The sequence below is a fragment of the Microcoleus sp. D3_18_C2 genome (genome assembly GCF_036702395.1).
Taxonomy (GTDB): domain Bacteria; phylum Cyanobacteriota; class Cyanobacteriia; order Cyanobacteriales; family Microcoleaceae; genus Microcoleus.
Map to the genome: position 1 here is coordinate 1 of NZ_JAUBTG010000082.1, position 17,614 is coordinate 17,614.

General features: G+C 46.9%; 16 protein-coding genes. 7 read left to right on the forward strand and 9 right to left on the reverse strand.

Annotated features, from left to right (window positions below):
• Positions 1–129 precede the first annotated feature (129 nt).
• Positions 130–1,245, forward strand: coding sequence for a TerB family tellurite resistance protein (locus QUA88_RS27395; protein ID WP_333274895.1), 1,116 nt, complete (start codon positions 130–132; stop codon positions 1,243–1,245).
• Positions 1,246–1,371: 126 nt separating this feature from the next.
• On the opposite strand, the gene queF is transcribed toward QUA88_RS27395, so the two are convergent.
• The gene (gene queF / locus QUA88_RS27400) at positions 1,372–1,791 is read right to left on the reverse strand and encodes a preQ(1) synthase (protein WP_333208430.1); all 420 of its coding nucleotides are present in this window, start codon (positions 1,789–1,791) and stop codon (positions 1,372–1,374) included.
• Between the two features lie 145 nt (positions 1,792–1,936).
• On the opposite strand from queF, the gene QUA88_RS27405 reads away from it, so the two are divergent.
• On the forward strand, positions 1,937–2,533 hold the full coding sequence (locus QUA88_RS27405) for a hypothetical protein (protein ID WP_333208431.1): 597 nt from the start codon (positions 1,937–1,939) through the stop codon (positions 2,531–2,533).
• A gap of 84 nt (positions 2,534–2,617) precedes the next feature.
• On the opposite strand, the gene speD is transcribed toward QUA88_RS27405, so the two are convergent.
• Complete coding sequence (speD, locus tag QUA88_RS27410; RefSeq protein ID WP_190743421.1) at positions 2,618–3,040, reverse strand: adenosylmethionine decarboxylase; 423 nt, start codon at positions 3,038–3,040, stop codon at positions 2,618–2,620.
• Between the two features lie 107 nt (positions 3,041–3,147).
• On the opposite strand from speD, the gene QUA88_RS27415 reads away from it, so the two are divergent.
• Positions 3,148–3,285 carry a hypothetical protein gene (locus QUA88_RS27415; protein ID WP_333233245.1) on the forward strand — a complete coding sequence of 46 codons (138 nt, stop codon included), beginning with the start codon at positions 3,148–3,150 and terminating at the stop codon, positions 3,283–3,285.
• A 147-nt stretch (positions 3,286–3,432) separates the two neighbouring features.
• Here QUA88_RS27415 and QUA88_RS27420 read toward each other — a convergent pair whose 3' ends face one another.
• The 5 genes from QUA88_RS27420 to QUA88_RS27440 all read right to left on the reverse strand — a co-directional run bounded on the left by QUA88_RS27420 (position 3,433) and on the right by QUA88_RS27440 (position 9,107).
• Positions 3,433–4,494 carry a pentapeptide repeat-containing protein gene (locus tag QUA88_RS27420; protein ID WP_333052406.1) on the reverse strand — a complete coding sequence of 354 codons (1,062 nt, stop codon included), beginning with the start codon at positions 4,492–4,494 and terminating at the stop codon, positions 3,433–3,435.
• A gap of 857 nt (positions 4,495–5,351) precedes the next feature.
• Positions 5,352–5,540: a hypothetical protein gene (locus QUA88_RS27425; RefSeq protein ID WP_333208433.1), complete on the reverse strand. Its 189-nt coding sequence runs from the start codon at positions 5,538–5,540 to the stop codon at positions 5,352–5,354.
• 446 nt (positions 5,541–5,986) lie between these two features.
• Positions 5,987–7,198, reverse strand: coding sequence for a histidine kinase (locus QUA88_RS27430; protein WP_333052403.1), 1,212 nt, complete (start codon positions 7,196–7,198; stop codon positions 5,987–5,989).
• A 391-nt stretch (positions 7,199–7,589) separates the two neighbouring features.
• Positions 7,590–8,072 carry a BON domain-containing protein gene (locus QUA88_RS27435; protein ID WP_333052400.1) on the reverse strand — a complete coding sequence of 161 codons (483 nt, stop codon included), beginning with the start codon at positions 8,070–8,072 and terminating at the stop codon, positions 7,590–7,592.
• A gap of 480 nt (positions 8,073–8,552) precedes the next feature.
• Positions 8,553–9,107 carry a hypothetical protein gene (locus tag QUA88_RS27440; RefSeq protein ID WP_333052397.1) on the reverse strand — a complete coding sequence of 185 codons (555 nt, stop codon included), beginning with the start codon at positions 9,105–9,107 and terminating at the stop codon, positions 8,553–8,555.
• Positions 9,108–9,176: 69 nt separating this feature from the next.
• On the opposite strand from QUA88_RS27440, the gene QUA88_RS27445 reads away from it, so the two are divergent.
• Both QUA88_RS27445 and QUA88_RS27450 read left to right on the forward strand, forming a co-directional pair.
• The gene (locus tag QUA88_RS27445) at positions 9,177–10,577 is read left to right on the forward strand and encodes an S-layer homology domain-containing protein (RefSeq protein WP_333052395.1); all 1,401 of its coding nucleotides are present in this window, start codon (positions 9,177–9,179) and stop codon (positions 10,575–10,577) included.
• A gap of 643 nt (positions 10,578–11,220) precedes the next feature.
• Positions 11,221–12,255 (forward strand): histidine kinase, encoded by a 1,035-nt coding sequence (locus QUA88_RS27450; RefSeq protein ID WP_333052393.1) that lies wholly within the window; start codon positions 11,221–11,223, stop codon positions 12,253–12,255.
• 299 nt (positions 12,256–12,554) lie between these two features.
• On the opposite strand, the gene QUA88_RS27455 is transcribed toward QUA88_RS27450, so the two are convergent.
• Both QUA88_RS27455 and holA read right to left on the reverse strand, forming a co-directional pair.
• Complete coding sequence (locus tag QUA88_RS27455) at positions 12,555–13,544, reverse strand: hypothetical protein (RefSeq protein WP_333052389.1); 990 nt, start codon at positions 13,542–13,544, stop codon at positions 12,555–12,557.
• A 229-nt stretch (positions 13,545–13,773) separates the two neighbouring features.
• On the reverse strand, positions 13,774–14,751 hold the full coding sequence (gene holA, locus QUA88_RS27460) for a DNA polymerase III subunit delta (protein ID WP_333052388.1): 978 nt from the start codon (positions 14,749–14,751) through the stop codon (positions 13,774–13,776).
• Between the two features lie 176 nt (positions 14,752–14,927).
• Here holA and QUA88_RS27465 point away from each other — a divergent pair, with 176 nt between their 5' ends.
• On the forward strand, positions 14,928–15,668 hold the full coding sequence (locus QUA88_RS27465) for a DUF1868 domain-containing protein (protein ID WP_333274906.1): 741 nt from the start codon (positions 14,928–14,930) through the stop codon (positions 15,666–15,668).
• Between the two features lie 416 nt (positions 15,669–16,084).
• Positions 16,085–17,389, forward strand: coding sequence for a precorrin-6y C5,15-methyltransferase (decarboxylating) subunit CbiE (gene cbiE, locus QUA88_RS27470; RefSeq protein ID WP_333274903.1), 1,305 nt, complete (start codon positions 16,085–16,087; stop codon positions 17,387–17,389).
• Positions 17,390–17,614: the final 225 nt, after the last annotated feature.

Consider the following 17,614-nt stretch of genomic DNA (forward strand, 5'->3'; position numbering starts at 1 on the left):
GCTTAAGCTTCGGTGCGCCTACCTTAACGGATCAATATCCGTTTGATGATCAAAAGCGCAAAACCGGGATGCTCCCCTGGCGCTATTGCTCTTGTGGTGGCACTGGCACTTTTAGATATGATTTTTGACATGAATAAAGGCTATTACTTAGAGCGACTAAGAGGAAAAGGTTTTGCTGGATTAAATGACATAGAAACCGATATTAAAGATTTAAAAGATATTTTTGGCAAATCCTGGAAGAAAGTTAAATCTACTATTAACGATGCCAGCCAGAAAATTTATGAAGAGGGCTGTAAGCGTGGCATCAACTTTAGTGATAAATCTTATCAAAGCTATATCGATCGTGAATTAGAAGGATTGAATGTATATGTTGGTAAAAATTCAGTTGCAGAGTATGAAGGTATAAGTGCCGACTTATTAAAGCAAAATAAGGGGCAAGATTGGACAAAAGATGCTTTTGCACTAGGGACAGGTGCAACTGTAGGGGCTTTGGCTGGTGTTGGCGCTTCAGCAGTTGCGACCTCAGTATTTGCGCCGGCTAGTATTTGGACAACTATCCACAGCATTCCTTTGATTGGGGGCTTGGTGGGCAGTTCAACGGGTATTGTTGTCAGTGCAGGGTACTACTCATTACTAACATTTGCTGCTCCTGTTGGACTGGGAGTATTAGCAACTGTCGGGATTTACAGCGGTCTGACGGGCTGGAAAAATCAAGAAGAAGCGGCCAAGATGAGCAAGTTTTTATCAGAGATAATTATTGCTGCTTTACCAATGGCTTGGATTGATGGTCAATTAGATGACAAGGAGGAAGATACTATAGATAGATTGATGACTACCTCCGGTATGAGAAAGGAAGAGCGAGATTTAGTTCGCAAAGCCATAGAACAACGGCAAAAATTTGATGAAATCATGACAACGAGTATTCCTTTTGATGAAGAACATCGGGAAAAAAGTTGTAGTCAAAGCAATAAAGAGCGACTAAAGCATCGCCTAATATTATGTACAGCTTGGGAGATTGCCGTTGCTGATGGCAAAATTGATTTGTCAGAATTACATCTTCATAACTGCATGGCAGATAAGCTAGGTATTTCTCGTGAGGAGGTGAAAGAAATCCGGCGGGCGATAAACATCAAGCATGAGCAAGAGCTTTGGCTGACGGAAGCCTTAGAACCAAAGGGTTCCAAGACTAAGTTATTGAGCGTCCGCGAACAATACCGCCTCCAACCAGCAGCGGATAATCTTTAGTCTTTGATAACAATTTATCTAGTTAAGTGAGCAAGGGCTAAAAAAACAGAATACTCAGATACCCGACTTCTTAAAGAAGTCGGGTATCTGAGTATTCTGATAACGCACATTTAAAGGCTGAGCCTTCTACTTCTGATGCGACACCTCAATCACGGTGTGCACGTTCCCGCGTGGCGAAAAATCGCCCTTAATCGTCGCTTCCAGCGGCGCGCAAGCCGCCACAAAATCGTCTAAAATTTGATTGATCGATTCTTCGTGAGAAATGTAGCGATCGCGATAACTGTTGACGTACAGTTTCAGCGCCTTTAACTCTACCACCCGCTCGTCTGGCACGTAAGTAACGTGAATAGTCGCAAAATCGGGATAGCCAGAAAACGGACACTTGCAAGTAAACTCTGGCAACGTAATGTTAATCGAGTAGCGCCGCCCGACTCGCGGATTCGGGAAAGTAATTAACTCCCCTTCCAAAATCTGGCGTTCGCCGTATTTCATTTCTTCGGTGCTTGACTTTTGCGACATAGTTTGTTCCGGTGCGTGCTTATTCATAGCGATCGACTAAAAACTTGTAACATTAAATTAATTTTACGTTCAATATCTGTAACAAATATCTTGACGAATTGTGTTGCGATCGATCTAATTGCAAATACTCTCAGGCTAAACTAAAACAAGTTCACCCTCGCCATCTACAATTATGCAAAATACTACCTTATCTGACAATACTTCCCCTGAAAACTCAAATAGTTACTCTCCATCAGTACCAATTTCCCTCTATCGAGAAGTCACGGCAGAGCTGCAAGCAGCCCAAGCGATGGTGGACTCCCTCAAAACCCACAATCAGCAATTAGTCCAACAAAATCAACAACTGCGGCGAGAAGTAGAAACAGTAGTTCAAGTATCCCAACAGTTACAGCAAGTAGTCAACTCGGCTCAGAGTATTACCCAGACAGGGATGCCTCAAATGCCGTCAGTCAAATTCAATTTCAGCGTTGAACCTCCGCCCCCACCACCTGTAACCTCGCAGACTAACTCTGCCATACCTCAACCACCTCAGACAGTGGCTTTCCCCTTCCCACTACCGGAACCGGAGCCAACAGCCGCCTCGATGCCGCAGCCACTTCCCGAAAAATTATTTACAGAGGTGCCGGAAACTCCTTACCGTGTGCGATCGCAACTCAAAAAAACCTCAGACTTAAGTGGATTGTGGTTGGCGATCGCGATTTTTCTGATTGTGATTGCAGCTTTCGGTGCAGGTTATTTAGTTGTCCGCCCTTTATTAATGAAAAAGTAAATTCCAACAAGAATCCCACGGCTCAAGCCGTGGGATTTTAAACAAAACCTAGCATAAAATGTTCAAAGTTACGCTAATTGGCCATCATCCTCTGGCGGCAATCGTTTCTACTGAACGAGGGGCATACTGCTCTTCACAAGCAGAACCTACGATTCCCACCCCGGGCTCGAAACCGCGCGTGAACTCAGTGAGTTTTACCTGTTTAGCTTCCAAAGCTGTCTGTAGCACCTTCATGGCTCGGTGAGGGTCGCCGGCTCCGCAGAAAAATAAGTCTGCAGCAAAATAACCGTGTTCAGGCCAAGTATGGATTGCTATATGGGACTCTGCCAAAGTAGCAGTAGCTGTCACTCCGTGAGGACTAAACTGGTGTACGCACAAATCGATGAGAGTAGCTCCTCCGGCTTCGATCGCATCGAGAATAGCGCGGCGGATACGTTCAGGATCGTTGAGCAGGTCTCCAGGAGACTGCCAAGCATCAGCGACCAGATGGGTTCCCAATTGTTTCATTCTGCGGGGTTTTACCTCTATTGATTTTTTAAGTCTCAAACCTTTTAACCATAGCACGGTGTCCATAAATTTTGCAAGTAAATTCCCAAAATATTTCCCCAATAGCGATGAGCGCGAGGATACCGGATTTTTTGGGGCGCTTGGGCCCTGACCGAGTGCAAGTTGAGTTCGATTGGAGTTCGATCGGGGCGATCGATGTTTCGTGCATTTCCGGCCAAAATCGGCTTTCCGTAGAATGGGGTTAAAGCTCAACCGCCTTAATCAGCTCCGGGCGATGGAGAGGCGAGAAACCCGGAAGGGCCGGCACTCTGGGCACCGCCCATACAAAAATCGGGTTTCTCGGTGTTCGGTTTTGTTGAGATTGACCTAATTAATTATGGTTAATCAACTGATCAATCACGGCTGTGAGTAGCTCCATTCGGCAAAATCGCCCCGCCCAAAGCTGCTTCATTCAAATTATCAACATTCAAGCTTGCCCCAATCAAATTAGCCTCGGACAAATTAGTTCCTGTCAAATTCGCCCCTGTCAGAGAACTCAGCAGTAAACCCGCCCCCGACAAATTGGCGTGACTCAAATTCGCCCCCCGCAAATCCGCTTCCAGCAAGCTAGCACCTGCCAAATTCGCACCGCTCAAGTTAGCTCCCCGTAAAGAAGCTTTGTTCAAATTCGCAGCCCTCAAATCAGCATTGTGCAGAATCAAACCATTTAAATTAGCTTTACTTAAATTAGCTCCCTGCAAGTCAGCCCCGCTCAAATTAGAGCCATTTAGATTGGCCGATTGCAAATCAGCACCGCTCAAGTCAGCACCGCTCAAATTAGCAGCGCTAATAGAAGCCTCCCGCAGACTTGCTTCGCTCAAACAAGCCCCAACCAAATTGACGCCGCTGAGATTTCCGCGATTGAGATAAGCCCGAGTTAAAGTTGCTCCGCTCAGGTTCGCCCCGGTCAAGTCTACCTCGCTGAGAATGGCTCTCGTCAAATTTGCTCTGCTTAAGTCAACCCCGCTCATAATTGCTCGGCTCAGCGTCGCCCCGCTCAAATTAGCCTCAGTTAGTTTTGAGCCGCTTAGCAAACAAGCTCCTACTAAACTCGCTCCCGTCATAACCGCTTTGCTCAAGTCAGCCTGAGACAATATTGCTCCGCTGAGATTGGCGCCGCTAAAATCTGCGGAGATCGCCACAGTTCCAGTGAAACTAGAACTTCCCAGGTTGGCTTCAATTAATTTCGCCTTAGACAAATTAGCTCCGCTCAAGTCGGCGGCGTTTAAATTAGCTCCAATCAGTTTGCTTCTAATTAAGTTGGCACCTTTCAAATTAGCGTTGCTCAAATTTGTTCGACTGAGATTAGCTTCACTCAAATGAGCTGCAATGAGGTTAGCTCCTCGAAAATCTCGTTCCCCGTTTCTATGTCTAATTAAAAGTTCATCGGCACTTAAAAGTTCAGTGAAATTCATAAAAAAATTGAGTGAGTTTCCTTAATTTCTCGATGTTCTATGTTGTGTGAAAGTTTGTACTATCGTGTTTGCCAGTCAGTTTTTTAAACTAATACTGCCACATTAACAATTGTCAAAACTGCTTGATTCCTACCATCACCCTGCTCTCATAGTTATAATTTACGAAAATAAACCGGGTTCTGGTATAATCTGAGGTTGGCTAGCGCGGAAGTTATGAAAAAACCGCGTTTCTCGCCGCCTGTAAGTCCTGTAAGTATTATTTGGCTAGTAATTATTTAGCCGTTGATGTTAGTTGTTAATTGTTAGTTTTATTTATACTAACTGCTAACCACTAATATTACCTGCTAACTAATTACCAAAATACCGAGAAGTTGTCGATCGATCTTGTAAAGATAGATCGAATATTTGGGGTATTGCTGGCGGCATCCGCGCCGCATTCTGACCGGAAAAATTGCTGGTACTGGCGATCGAATTTATTAGTTAGTGCAATCAAGAAACAAGATATCGGAGCTTCAACCCCAAATGCCTTCTACATAAGTGCCTTCTATCTTCGATCGCCCCTGAAAGCAGAGCTCGGTCAGCTCAGCTAGTTTCACCTCCCCCCACTGTGCTGCGCGCAGCGTGAAATCCAACAGGAAGGCTGTTTCCCTCGGAGTGCTGAGCGAGCAGCAGGCAAAGCAAACAATACGCTGCGCTGAGCCTGAGATTTCGCGAAAAAATTAGCCGCGAGCCATTGTGCTCCCGCGCTGCTGTGCTTGCTGTTAATGTTTACTCGATCCATGAGCGCTTGCGGTTCTAATTTACAGAACACCCGACACCTGACGCGCTCCCGGACATAAAAGCTGTTTCTGGGCTTCTCAAATGTTTCGGTGAGGCATTCCCAGAAAAACTGTATTCCTGTAGCAGGTATTGCCAACGGCAATTCTGCTGCTACAGCTAACTAATGACCAGCCTAAGTCTTGCCCGAAGCCTCCGACAATTATTACTATTCTAATATTTGCCGACCACCGCAGGCATTTCTGGGCGCGCGGGACTGGGTACTTCACCTGTATAAGTTGGTGAAATTAGCCACCCCATAATTAAAGATAGTCGCTCTTTGACTAACTGGGCAATATCTGCTGTAATTTATGTCATCAAATTTGATAATACTGCAGGGTTTGCAATCGAGCTGTAGTGAGTGTTACAGAGTAAAAAACTGCTGCTGATTTAGGCTATAAAAATTAAGGGAGCCCATCGCTCCTCCGGCGCAAAGCCCAGCTCACGGATTGAGCCCCTAATCCAAATTAAACTTTTGACAGGGAGCTTTTTTAACTTTCCAGAACAAAACAAAAGCCAGCTTTCAGAGAAAAAGCCGACTTTTGAGATAATTTTACCGACGAAGCGTAAAACCGCTAGCTCGCCACTGTTGCTTGGATCGCTTTCTACAATCCGAGTGCGCGAGTGCGACTACCCTGCAGAAAGTAGAAACCATACCCAAACAAAGTCTGAATGATTAAATCCGACGGTTGCCCGTAACGCCCTGATTGGGATCGTAAATACCAGGCGTAGTATCAACCCCTGGAGTGCCCGGTGCGCCGTAATCAGCGCGAGCACTATCGACGCTGGGATTATAGTCGTAGGTGTTCCAATGTTGAATACCTCCGCGGCTCAGAATGCTTTCGGCTTTAGCGACTTCTGCTTCGCTGCCGTCAACCAGTACCAAGTAATCTCCTCTGGCCACGCGATCGTTGTATACTTTAGCTTCCTCTTCGGGAATTCCCATACCGACTAAAGCTCCGATCAAGCCCCCTGCTGCCGCACCCAAAGCTGTACCGGCAAGTGTAGTGGCGATCGCCGTAGCTGAGGCTCCTGCCAGCATAATCGGCCCGATGCCCGGAATTGCCACTAGGCCCAGACCTACCAACAAGCCTGTCAAACCGCCCAAAGTGCCACCGGTGAGGGCGCCTTTTGTGGCCCCTTCATCGGCCTTGTTGTCCGTGCTGTCGTGCACGTCAATGCCTGCGATGTCGCCCTTGGAGTCAGCATCCTTAGCGATGACCGAAACCCGATTCATGTCGAAACCGGCAGTTCTCAGTTCTCCCAGTGCGTGTTCCGTCTCGTGGCGGCTTGAAAATACTCCCACGGCGCGCTTCTGGCGACCAGAAGCTCTGCGGCCGGTGTCTGCTGGCACATCGTAAATGCCCCAATCCTGAATGCCCCGCACGCTCATAATTCCTTCGGCTGTGGCAAGTTCGGCATCTGTACCTTCTACGAATACCAAATATTCTCCGCGCGAGACGCGATCGTTATAAGCTTTAGCTTTATCTTCGGGAACTCCCAAACCGACCAAACCGCCGACCAAACCGCCTGCTGCAGCCCCAATCGCGCCTCCGACTACAGTATCTGCCAGCAGAGTTGCGATCGCACCCCCCGCCATCACCGGGCCAACTCCCGGAATCGCTAGCGCTCCAATGCTTCCGAGTAACCCAATCAAACCGCCCGTCACGACTCCCGCTGTCGCCCCTGCTTTGGCGCCACCACCGACTTTCTCGTCGGTACTCTTACCAGCGCTAGCGCCCGCAATTTCGCTGTTATCTAGCTTTTCCGCAACTACCGAAACTTTATTCATCGGAAACCCGGTACTTTGCAGCTCCATCAGGGCTAGTTCCGTATCTCGGTAATTAGAAAATGCTCCTACAGCTCGCTTGTGTTGACCTAAAGCCATTTTTTTTCTCCTGAAAAATATACTACTTTTACACAACCACAGAATTTATGCTCTGCCATCAATCACATTTAGTCATTTTTTCCCAACAATTTTCATCGGTCGCTGGGAATAACTTCCCACTCTATCTTCAGGTTGGTTTCCCACTCTTTTTCCGGGATGGGAAATCGGAAATTGGGAAGGGGAAGTTGCAGGTATTGCGTGAGTTTTGAATGGGTGAATTTAAAATTCAATTTAAACTCTTTCACTTTAAAACCCAGCTCTCCCTAGATAGTCACCTAAGCATTGTAATCTGCTCCGCAAGCAATCTTACAATGCCAAACTTTACCCTCTTCCCTCAGACTTCTCTCCTACTAGATAACTACATCTTTCCCTCGGACTTCTTCCGGCTCATTTATTGATTGCTGCTAGGCGATGCGGGTGCAGCGGGGGCGACAACAGCCGTAACATTCACATCTTTGACACCCTTAATCTCTTTAGCTAGCGGCTCAATTTTAGCTAGATCAGTTTGATTGGGAACTGTGCCACCTACGGTGACAAGCCCGTCTTTGGCCTCCACAGTTAGCTGACCTTTAGTGATGTTTACTTCTAACTTGGACCGCACTTCACTTTGCAGGTCGCCATCGGCTCTTATGGCATCGCCTCCCGTCACATTGTTGCGCTGTTCTCTGGCCCTAATATCAGAATTTGCTTGGTTTTGGCGAATCTGGCTAGTGGCGTCACCCTGAGTTTTTTGAACTGTCTCGGCTGGGGGCGGGCTAGTGGTATTTCCTGTGGCCGAATTAGGAGCATCAGCGCTCGTTTTAGCCACGTCGCTGCAAGCAGCACCTCCAAATAATAGGATGCCGCTGAGGAGAATTGGTGTTAATTTGTTCATAATAGGTTAATACCCTCCGGGTAAGCTTTCTATGAGGCTGACTTAGTTGAGCCAGATGGGAGCGAGATGGAGCAAGACAGCATCTTTGTTTGTGCTTTCTGGTTTGTGCTTTCTGCAATTTAAAAATCCTTATATCAAATATATAAACTTGAGCAAGTATCTACATCGCTCCACGGGTGTAAAATTTATCTATGTCGTTAGATAGAGTACAAAAAATACAATAAGGTATTACGTGAAATCAAGCGTAATTTAGTTCTGACTACATTCTTCCTCAAAAACGCGGTTGATGGGAATCTTTTTTGTTGCCCAAGTCAAGATTTTCCTGAACACCCAGTTGCCAAGCATAAGTTTTATTAATAAATTAGATAACCGCTCCCCACTCGTTTTTCTCTCTTTCCTGGAATCTGTGACTTATTCCTTCAACATTTCTCCGTTAAATCCGTTAAATATCGTACACTACCCATTACCCAACTTCCTGCTTCAAAATAAACGAAAAGAGTCGAGAAATTTTTGAGCATTTTCGGGTTCTGAGGTAGTGGCTACCAGCCCATAAACGCGCGTTTCTACCAAAAAAACTTGACCTACACCTACAGGTTCAGTAGGGGAAAGTGGCTGAAACTCAAACTCTTTTCCCGGATAGCCTCCGAGGGAAATATCCCGCACTTGCAAGACTTTAGCATTCGCCCCTACGACGAAAAAATCAACTGCACTATTTAAAGTTATTCTGATATTATTGATATTATTGTTAGTCAGGCGAAAATCTAGGTCAAAGTATTGAAGCAAATAAGTTTCTTTGTTTTTAAAGTTCGATCGGTATGTATGAGCAATAATTTGATTTGAAAAAATTTCATAATTAATTTTGGGATTTGCCGGCATATCGATCGCAAACTGACCCATCGCTGAGCAAAATGGCTGCCACTCTGGCATCTGAATGGCTGTCCGCAGCGGGGCTGGTTGAGATGCAGCAGGACGGGCAAACTTGACAGGGTATGAAAGTAATGTAGCAGTAACTAGAAGTAAATACAGAAATTTCATTTGGGTAATAAATATATTTGCCCGATCGATCTGCGCTAGCCTAGAAATATATCCGCAAAGGGGGGATTTATGCTGAATATTATATTTACTCAACGGCGAGGCAACTCTCAAGGACGCTCTAAAATCACTAAAACCAATAAAACTAATATACTCGCTGCTGTAAATACTTGGCTGGCTGTGTGTCTGCTGGCTGCTGTCACAGGTTGTGCAAACAGCCCCAACAGCAAGGCACTTGAAGAATCTTTAGCCGCCGATCCGAAATTAAAACAAAATCCAGTGGTTTTCTCTTCCCCGCCACCAGCGACAGCAATTGAGACAAACTCTACCGCCAAACTTCCTCCCGATTTCCCGACAGAGATTCCACTCTATCCTAACGCTGAGTTAATCGAAGTTACTGGGCAAACCGATCCGTCGCAAAAAAATGTGCGGCTGCGCTGGGAAAGCACAGATCCGGTTAATTCGGTTGGGAACTTTTACTCTACAGAGTTTGGGCGTCGCAACTGGGAAATAGTCAGCCGCCCCACCGCCGAGGGACAAGGTTCTTTGGTAGCAACGCGAGATAATTTACGGGTAACAGTGTCGCTTTCTCCTACTCAAAAAGTAGGGGGTTCTACAGAATTTGCGATCGACTACAGCAAAGAAAGCCCCGAAATTGCCGCCAGTCCCCAACCTAATAATTCCGAGTCTAGCGCATCTCCAACCGCTTCACCAACTCCCTCTAATTCAGAGGGAACTATTCCAACACCATCCGCATCGCCAAAATCAGCACAAGTTAGCCAACTAGACACCCAAATTCCTCAACAGTTGCGGCAGTTTGTGGCAGATTTAAGTCAGTTGGAAGTGCTGAAAGTGCGAACGACCGAAAGTGCTAATTTAGAAAGTGGCCGCACTTTACCCAAACCCAACAAAATTGTCACTCGCCGCGAATACGCCCGCTGGTTAGTAGCAGCTAACAATCAGATTTATGTTAGCCGTCAAGCCAAACAAATTAGATTAGCAGTAGACTCTAGCGAACCGGCTTTTTCTGACGTACCCAAAACTGATCCGGATTTTTCAGCAATTCAAGGTTTAGCAGAAGCCGGTGTAATTCCGAGTTCGCTTTCTGGAGAAACTAAAGATGTGAAATTTCGCCCGGATGCACCTTTAACTCGCGAAACAATGATTCTCTGGAAAGTGCCTTTAGATAGTCGTCAAGTTTTGCCGACAGCTAACATTGAAGGAGTGAAAGAAAAGTGGGGTTTTCAAGATGCTTCTAAGATTGATTCCCAGGCGTCGCGGGCAGTTTTAGCTGATTTTAACAATGGAGATTTGGCGAATATTCGCCGGGTTTTTGGTTTTACTACTTTGTTTCAGCCGAAGAAATCAGTGACTCGTGCCGAAGCTGCTGCTAGTTTGTGGTATTTTGGCGTTCAAGATCAGGGATTGTCTGCTAAAGATGCCCTGGAAGCAAAGTCTCCACCTGCTGAGTAGAGTTGTTTGGCGTGGTTAAAAGTTTTGAACACAGCATCTACTTACCAATACCCAAGAAACCGGGTTTTTTCTCTGTAAGCAAACCCGGTTTTTGCGTCCAAGACTGACGAAATTGTACCAATTTTTGATTGATCGGCGTGCGATCGCCCCCCACAAAAATTGCAGCTTGAGTTTCTAGGATTTCTGTGAATATGGCTGACCCAGAAACCGACTTTTATCTACGAAAATGCCCAATACAACGCGAGGCATATCCGCTGAAAAACCTTGTTTTTTTAATTTCTATGGGCGAGTCATCGTCAAAATTTATTCCATAAATTATACATCGGCTTTTCTGTCCTTGTGGCCTACCCTAGGGGATAGATTTTTTTTAAATCTTAATTTCTGTATCCTGGCATACAACCGCTGCATTTGGCGGGCAAATTTTCTACATATTTTAACTAATATCGTTTCCGGTTGTATCGGAATGATTTAACCGCAGAGGGCGCTCCAGAACGCAGAGGGAGAGAATACAGAGAGGAATAATTCCGATGCTACCGGATTTGATATAACACGTTGTTCAAAACTCTCAGTAGGATTCCGGATGGCTTAGCGGCCTTAACGATAAATGAAATACAGTGTTTGAGCTCTTGGAGAGCATTTTTTAATGTACGATATTACCTTATTTACCCCGCAAGACATGGCGAAATGCAGCTTAGTCCTGCGCCAGTTCGGTAGAAATACTGCTAGTATGGAAGCCAGCAGCCAGAAGATTGTTAACTATATTTACCGACATTTTTGCGATTCGCAAACTGGAGAAAATACCTGTGCTTTAGTGCGTTTGTTCAAAACTCATCCCTACGGGGAGTTAGAAGACTCATTGCAACAATCCGCGCGCCGCTTGATGAAGGGCAATTCCCCCGCCGCCGACATGAAATGTTGGACTCTGCTAGCAGCAGCAGGCACAGAACCGCAGTGGAATTCTCGGCACACCGCAGCAGACAATACAGCTATTCCATTAGTTAGCACAAAATTAGTGGCTCAAATGCCGGCGATTTCGGAAATAATCCGGCAGTTTGGTTTAGACATTCCTACATTCCTCGGAATAGAGCGAGAAAGGTTCCTGCAATTAGAACCCGCAGTATTAAATATTTTTCACGTATCAGAGGCAAAAGGCAGCCCCTTTATTCCTGAGCAAAATTCTTTAATTATCCCCTACCACGTCAAGTCTGTCTTGGCATTTGGGGGACTTCTGCCGTCAGGAAGTGTGTTTGCGGTAGTGATGTTCCTCAAAGTTAAAATTCCCCAAAGCACGGCTGAAATGTTTAAAGATTTGGCACTTAGTGTCAAAACCGCATTATCTATGCCCGAAAAAAAAAGTGTTTTTGACTATTCAGGAATTTCTAAATTTTTTGTTACTAATAACAATATTGCCGAAACCCAATTACTTGAATATCAGGTGGCTAATCTGATTCAATTGCTGGACTTTTCAGAACAAGAAATGCTCAGACAAGCCGCTCGGTTTCAAGAGACAATTGACAATTTACAGCGCGAACTTGCCGACTACAAAAATAAGGAAGAAGCTTTCAAAGTAAGCCAAAATTCATTTACAGGCATCCTCAATATTCCCAAAGATGCTATTGTGCGCGTAGATAAAAATCAAGGAATTCAGCGTTTTAATCAAGGGGAAGAACAAATTTAAACTAAGCTCTGTGTTTAGGAATGAGAATTAAATAACTTCCACTCTTGAAAGTGGGATGGGCCTAAGAGCCCATCCCACAATAACAATTAAAATTGTAAGTTATTTAATTCGCGATCCTTAGCAACCAGGCTGACGGGGTTGTCACGCCGTCAGAGCAATAGGTAAAGTTAAATGAAATTTTAATAAAATTGAAAAAAGTCAAAAGTAAGAAAGCTTTCAGTAAAAACAAGTTTTTTTACTTTTGGCTTTTGACTTTTGACTTTTAGCACATCGAGTATTCAACTCAAAACTCAAAACTCTTAAGGCGCTGCTGCTGCCCTGCGGTTGGCAACAATCAGGTTAGCCTGATATTCTGCCGCTTTTTGCTGAGCCTTTTGATAGTTAGGGCTGGTTGACGGTACGGCTCTCATGAGCTTAACCGCTTGTTGCCACTGGCTTGCTACTGCGATCCACTCATTTTGAGACTGAGCCGTCTGGGCCGAAATTGCTGCCTTCTGAGCTGTGTTAACGGCTTCCCTCCAAGAGTCAGGCTTAGGCGCGGCGGCTTTTGGTGCAGGTGAGGCTGGAGCTGGGCTTGCTGGCGCTGTAGCAGTGGGAGCGGGTTTTGGTGCAGGGGAGGCTGCCTGTGGGGTGCCCGGAGATGTGGCGGTCGAGGATGCAGCGGCTTTAGAAGGGGGAGATGAGGGTTGGGGGGAGGGGGAAGCAGCTTCGGGGGCTATCGGTTCTGGGTTAGAGTCGCCGAAGGGGAAAGTTTTAGTAAAGAAAAGCCCTGCGATCGCCACCAGAGGTACTAAGATACCCACAGGTATTACCCATTTGGGAAATTGTTTTTTCGGAGGCGGGGCTTGCTCTTCGTCTTCGTCTTCGTCTTCCTCGTCGTCATCTCGATCGAATTCTCCTTCTTGATAATAGTCTTCCTCTTCGGGCTCGACATCATTTAAACCTACAGAGTCGTCAGGCATTCCACTATCCAAGGGGTAAGGCATTGAATTTGCAGGCATCAGATCAATTTCATCTTCCCACGCAGGCTCACCGTCACCTGTTCGACGCCCGTAAACCTTTACAGTGTGAATTGATTCGAGTCCCAGCTTCGTCATGCCGGTGCGGATGAAATCGACCAATACCATTTGATCCGGTACTTTGTCTGCCTCCAGAATTATGTGGAGGCAGCCGTTGTCCCGCGTCACATCGGCGTTGATGCCTTTGGGTTTGAGTGTACGGTTGATGCTAGATGCGATCGCTTTTGGATCGCCTTGCTTGAGCAGTTCCCGCGGGTTGTGTTGTGTCATGGGTAGCGCTCTTTTTTTTGGGGGGGTGGAGAGCCGGCAAATAATATTAACCGATCGGCATTCGGCGGACAATATTTATTTACCACATTAACTTCTACTTTGGCATTCTGAGAGTATTTCTAGTATCTATTGACCTTTTGGCCTGCGATCGGGCATCAAGCACATAGCCACTATCGAAATTTGTTGTAAAAATTTACAGTAAGGGGCCAATTCTGTGCCCTGTCGCGCATCAGCGAAACAAGCTAGAAAGTTCTATAACTTTGGTTTGCAGGGTTGAGATTTCTTCCCGGCCCCGCTTTAAAGAAGCTTCTAAGTCTAGCAGCAAGGGCAAACTTTTTTGCAGTTTTTCTAAGCTGGCGTTCTTGACTTCTTGACGAAAATAGTATACTCGTTTCGGATTGCCTAGTTCTAGAGCTTGAGCAATTTTATCATCGCGATCGCCCGCTTGGATCATCGCCTTTACCCACAGCCAAATCCGAAACTTACCAGTCAAGCCAGCCACAATCCTCAAACCAGGCTCGCTGCGGCCAGTTAAGCCTGCCAATAAATCCAAAGCGGCGGAGGTATTGCCCTCGCGAATCGCATCGGCTAGCTGGAAGGTATTCTGGGCGTGACAGTGTACCAGTGCCGCAACTTCTTCCGGGTTCAGAGGTTGGCTGCGGTTGCCCGCAAACAGCAGCAATTTTTCGAGTTCGCTGTATAGCTGTCTAGTATCGCTGCCAATGGATTCGGCCAAAAGTTCGATCGCCGTGGCGGTCAATTTTACGTTCATTTCGCCTGCGACTTGACGCACCCGCTGGGCTAATTCTTTGTCATTCCAAGGCGGAATCGGTGAAAATTCTCGAAATTCGGCGGACTCTTTCAGTAACTTGGTAGATTTGAGCCGGCTGTCGGGTTTTTTGACGGATGTCAGCAGCAGCACGGTGGTAGGGGGAATCACCGGCAGTGTCCGTTCAAATTGCGCTAACAGTTCAGGAGAGCACTGCTGCGTTACAGTCGTATTTGCCAGCCAGACAAAACGGCTGCCGGTACCGAAGGGCGGCGTTAAGGCTCGATCGAGCCCTTCGACCACAGCGTCGGCCCGATCGGCAATAATCTTGTCATAGTTAAAACTAGCCCAGTTGGGGTCGAGGACTGTTTGGCGCAAACTGGTCACAGCCTGGGCCATCGCAAAGTCGTCTTCCCCCCAAAACAGGTAAATTTGCATAAAGAACGCTCAGTAGCCCAAAAAATCACAGTTGCACGTTCCGCAAGTCCAACATATCCTGAATAGGACTGTTGGAAGCCCGCACCATAATATAAAATTTGGTGTGGGAGTTTGTCACCGCGAGGAAATCAAGATTGGATGATACTTATCAAGCTTACGTAAATCGGGTGGCGCGAATGACGCTGCTGGACTCCTACAAGTCCCAGGTGGAACACATTCAGGAATCTCCAAAATTTAAGCCCGACGAAACTGGCCGCAGAGATCCTGTACCTTTTCCAGGTTATTCGGTGATTACGCCCCCTGCGGGGGAAGATGCGGAAAATGCTGCATTTTATAGTAATTTGCACTCGAGCCAACAACGGCTATTGCAGGAAATAGCGGAGGGTTCGCTCGTGGCACTGCCTCCTGATACCTTCCATTTAACCGTAGCCGATTTGATCTGGAGCAGCGCTTTTCGAGATGCCTCTGATAAAAATCCCGAATTTGAGGAGCAACTGCGCTCGCGCATGGCCGATCGTTTTGCCGCCTGCAAACCCTTGGCGGGCGGCGCTCCCATTCGCTGGATAGTGCTGGGGTTGATGGTGATGACTAGAGCTGTGGGTGTTTGTTTGGCACCGACGGACGAAAACTCTTACAAGCAAATTCTGGAGTTTCGCCGATCGATCTATCAAAATCCCGATTTAATGGCTTTGGGAATCGAACAGCAATATCATTTTACGGCACACATTACTCTGGCTTATTTTGGGGATGTCGGGCCGAACCTTGACCGCGATCGCTTGTGCGCTTTGCTGTCAGAGTTAAACGAGCAATGGCTGGACACGCCGCAAGAACTGTCCGTAAACCGAGTGGAACTGCGGAAGTTTGACGACATGACCACCTATCTCCGGCAACCGGAATGGCCTGTTTTTGAGTTTTAACGAAGGAAGAAGGAAGAGGGAAGAAGGAAGAGGGAAGAGGGAAGAAGGAAGAAGGAAGAGGGAAGAAGGAAGAAGGAAGATTTTTTCCCATCTGCCACTCTTCCCATCTCCCACTCTTCCCATCTCCCACTCTTTCGCCCCCTCTCCCCCTCTCCCCTGTGACAATAGTCAGGATATTGGCTATTAAGGGATCAGAATTAAATAAAATCCACTTTTCATGACTGTTGTGGGATGGGCCTAAGAGCCCGCCCAGAAAGGACGGGCTCTTAGGCCCATCCCACAAGAAAAAAGGGAAATTATTTAATTGACGATCCTAAATGCTTTAATTATTTTTGTTTGACATTAAAGTCAAGGAAACAATTTATGAAAAACCAGGAAAAATCAGTAATTCTGGTTTTTTACTTTTTGCTTAAAAAGTGACAGTAAACGTTGTTGGTATAGGTTTAGATGGAGCTGCTGGGCTGAGCGAATCGGCGCGGCAGGTTGTAGAAATGGCCGCTCTGCTAATAGGGAGCGAGCGCCATTTGAGCTATTTTCCCCAGCACGACGGAGAGCGCTGGGCGTTGGAAGATTTGACCGAAGCAATTCTGGAAATTCGGCGCTGGTGGGCGACCCAAGCCGAATTAGAGCCCTCTGCGGGGACGGTGGAACCCCGCGATCGACCGATCGTAATTTTAGTGGCCGGCGACCCGCTGTTCTACGGCTGGGGAAAGTTGTTAATTTCCCAATTGCCGGCAGAAAAATTGACTTTTCACCCCCATGTCAGTTCTGTGCAGTTGGCTTTTAACCGCTTGCAAATCCCTTGGCAAGATGCTCATTGTGTAGGCTCTCAAGGACGCTATTTTGAGGAGCTGACGGCGAAGCTGAAGCTCGGTGTGGAGAAGATTGCGGTGCTGGCGGACGAAGCTCATACTCCGGCTGTACTGGCAAGTTTGGTGAAAGCTCTAGATTTGCCGACACGCTACAAGTTTTGGGTTTGCGAAAATTTGGGGGCTGCCGAGGAACGGGTAAGCCCCAAGTCTCTGGAAGCTTTGCTGGGAGAGTCTTTTGCACCGCTGAGCGTGGTGGTGATGCTCCGGGAACCCCCGCCGGGGGCAGAACCTTTGGATTTGGAAAAGTTGCCTTTGTTGGGAATACCGGATGCAGCTTTTATCGGTTGTGGCGACAAGCCTGGTTTGACGGTGGAACGGGAAGTGCGGGTGTTGGTGCTGGCACAATTGGCTTTGCAACCGGGACAAGTTGTCTGGGATGTGGGTGCTGGTAACGGTTCTGTGTCGATCGAAATTGCTCGTTTATTCCCGCAGTCTGAGGTGTATGCGATCGAAAAAACGGTTTCTGGTACTTCTGCGATCGAGTTCAACTATGGCCGTTTTGGGCTGCAAAATGTGTTCTCGATTCACGGAACTGCCCCGGAAATCTTGCACCGCTTGCGTCCTCCGCACCGGATCTTTATTGGCGGTAGTGGCGGAGGGTTGACTAAAATTTTGGGCGTTTGCGCGCTGCGGCTGCTTCCTGGAGGCTCGATCGTGCTGGCTTTGGATGCTTTTGAGGATATTGCTACTGTTTTGAGCTGGATTGGCGATCGGGTGCGTCGGGAACCGCACTGGAGTTACCGAATCGTGCAAGTGCAGTTATCGCGTTCTGTGGCTGGGGGGAATTCAACTCGTTTTGATGCGTTGCGGCCTGTTTCGATTGTGACGATCGATCGACACTTGAATTAATCTGAAATCTGTGATATTCGCGCTTCATCGTCGGGCGTACAATCGAGTCAACATTCAACACTCAACCATCATTCAGTTTTGCGACCCCGAATCAACAATTAACAGTCATGAGGAGTGAAAACCGCAATTGATATAATATCCTGTCCGGTGTGCGATTCGTTTAACCTAAATGGGTAGGTTCTCCTATCCAGGGACGGTTAGCCTAACTCCTAGAAGTTAGTGATA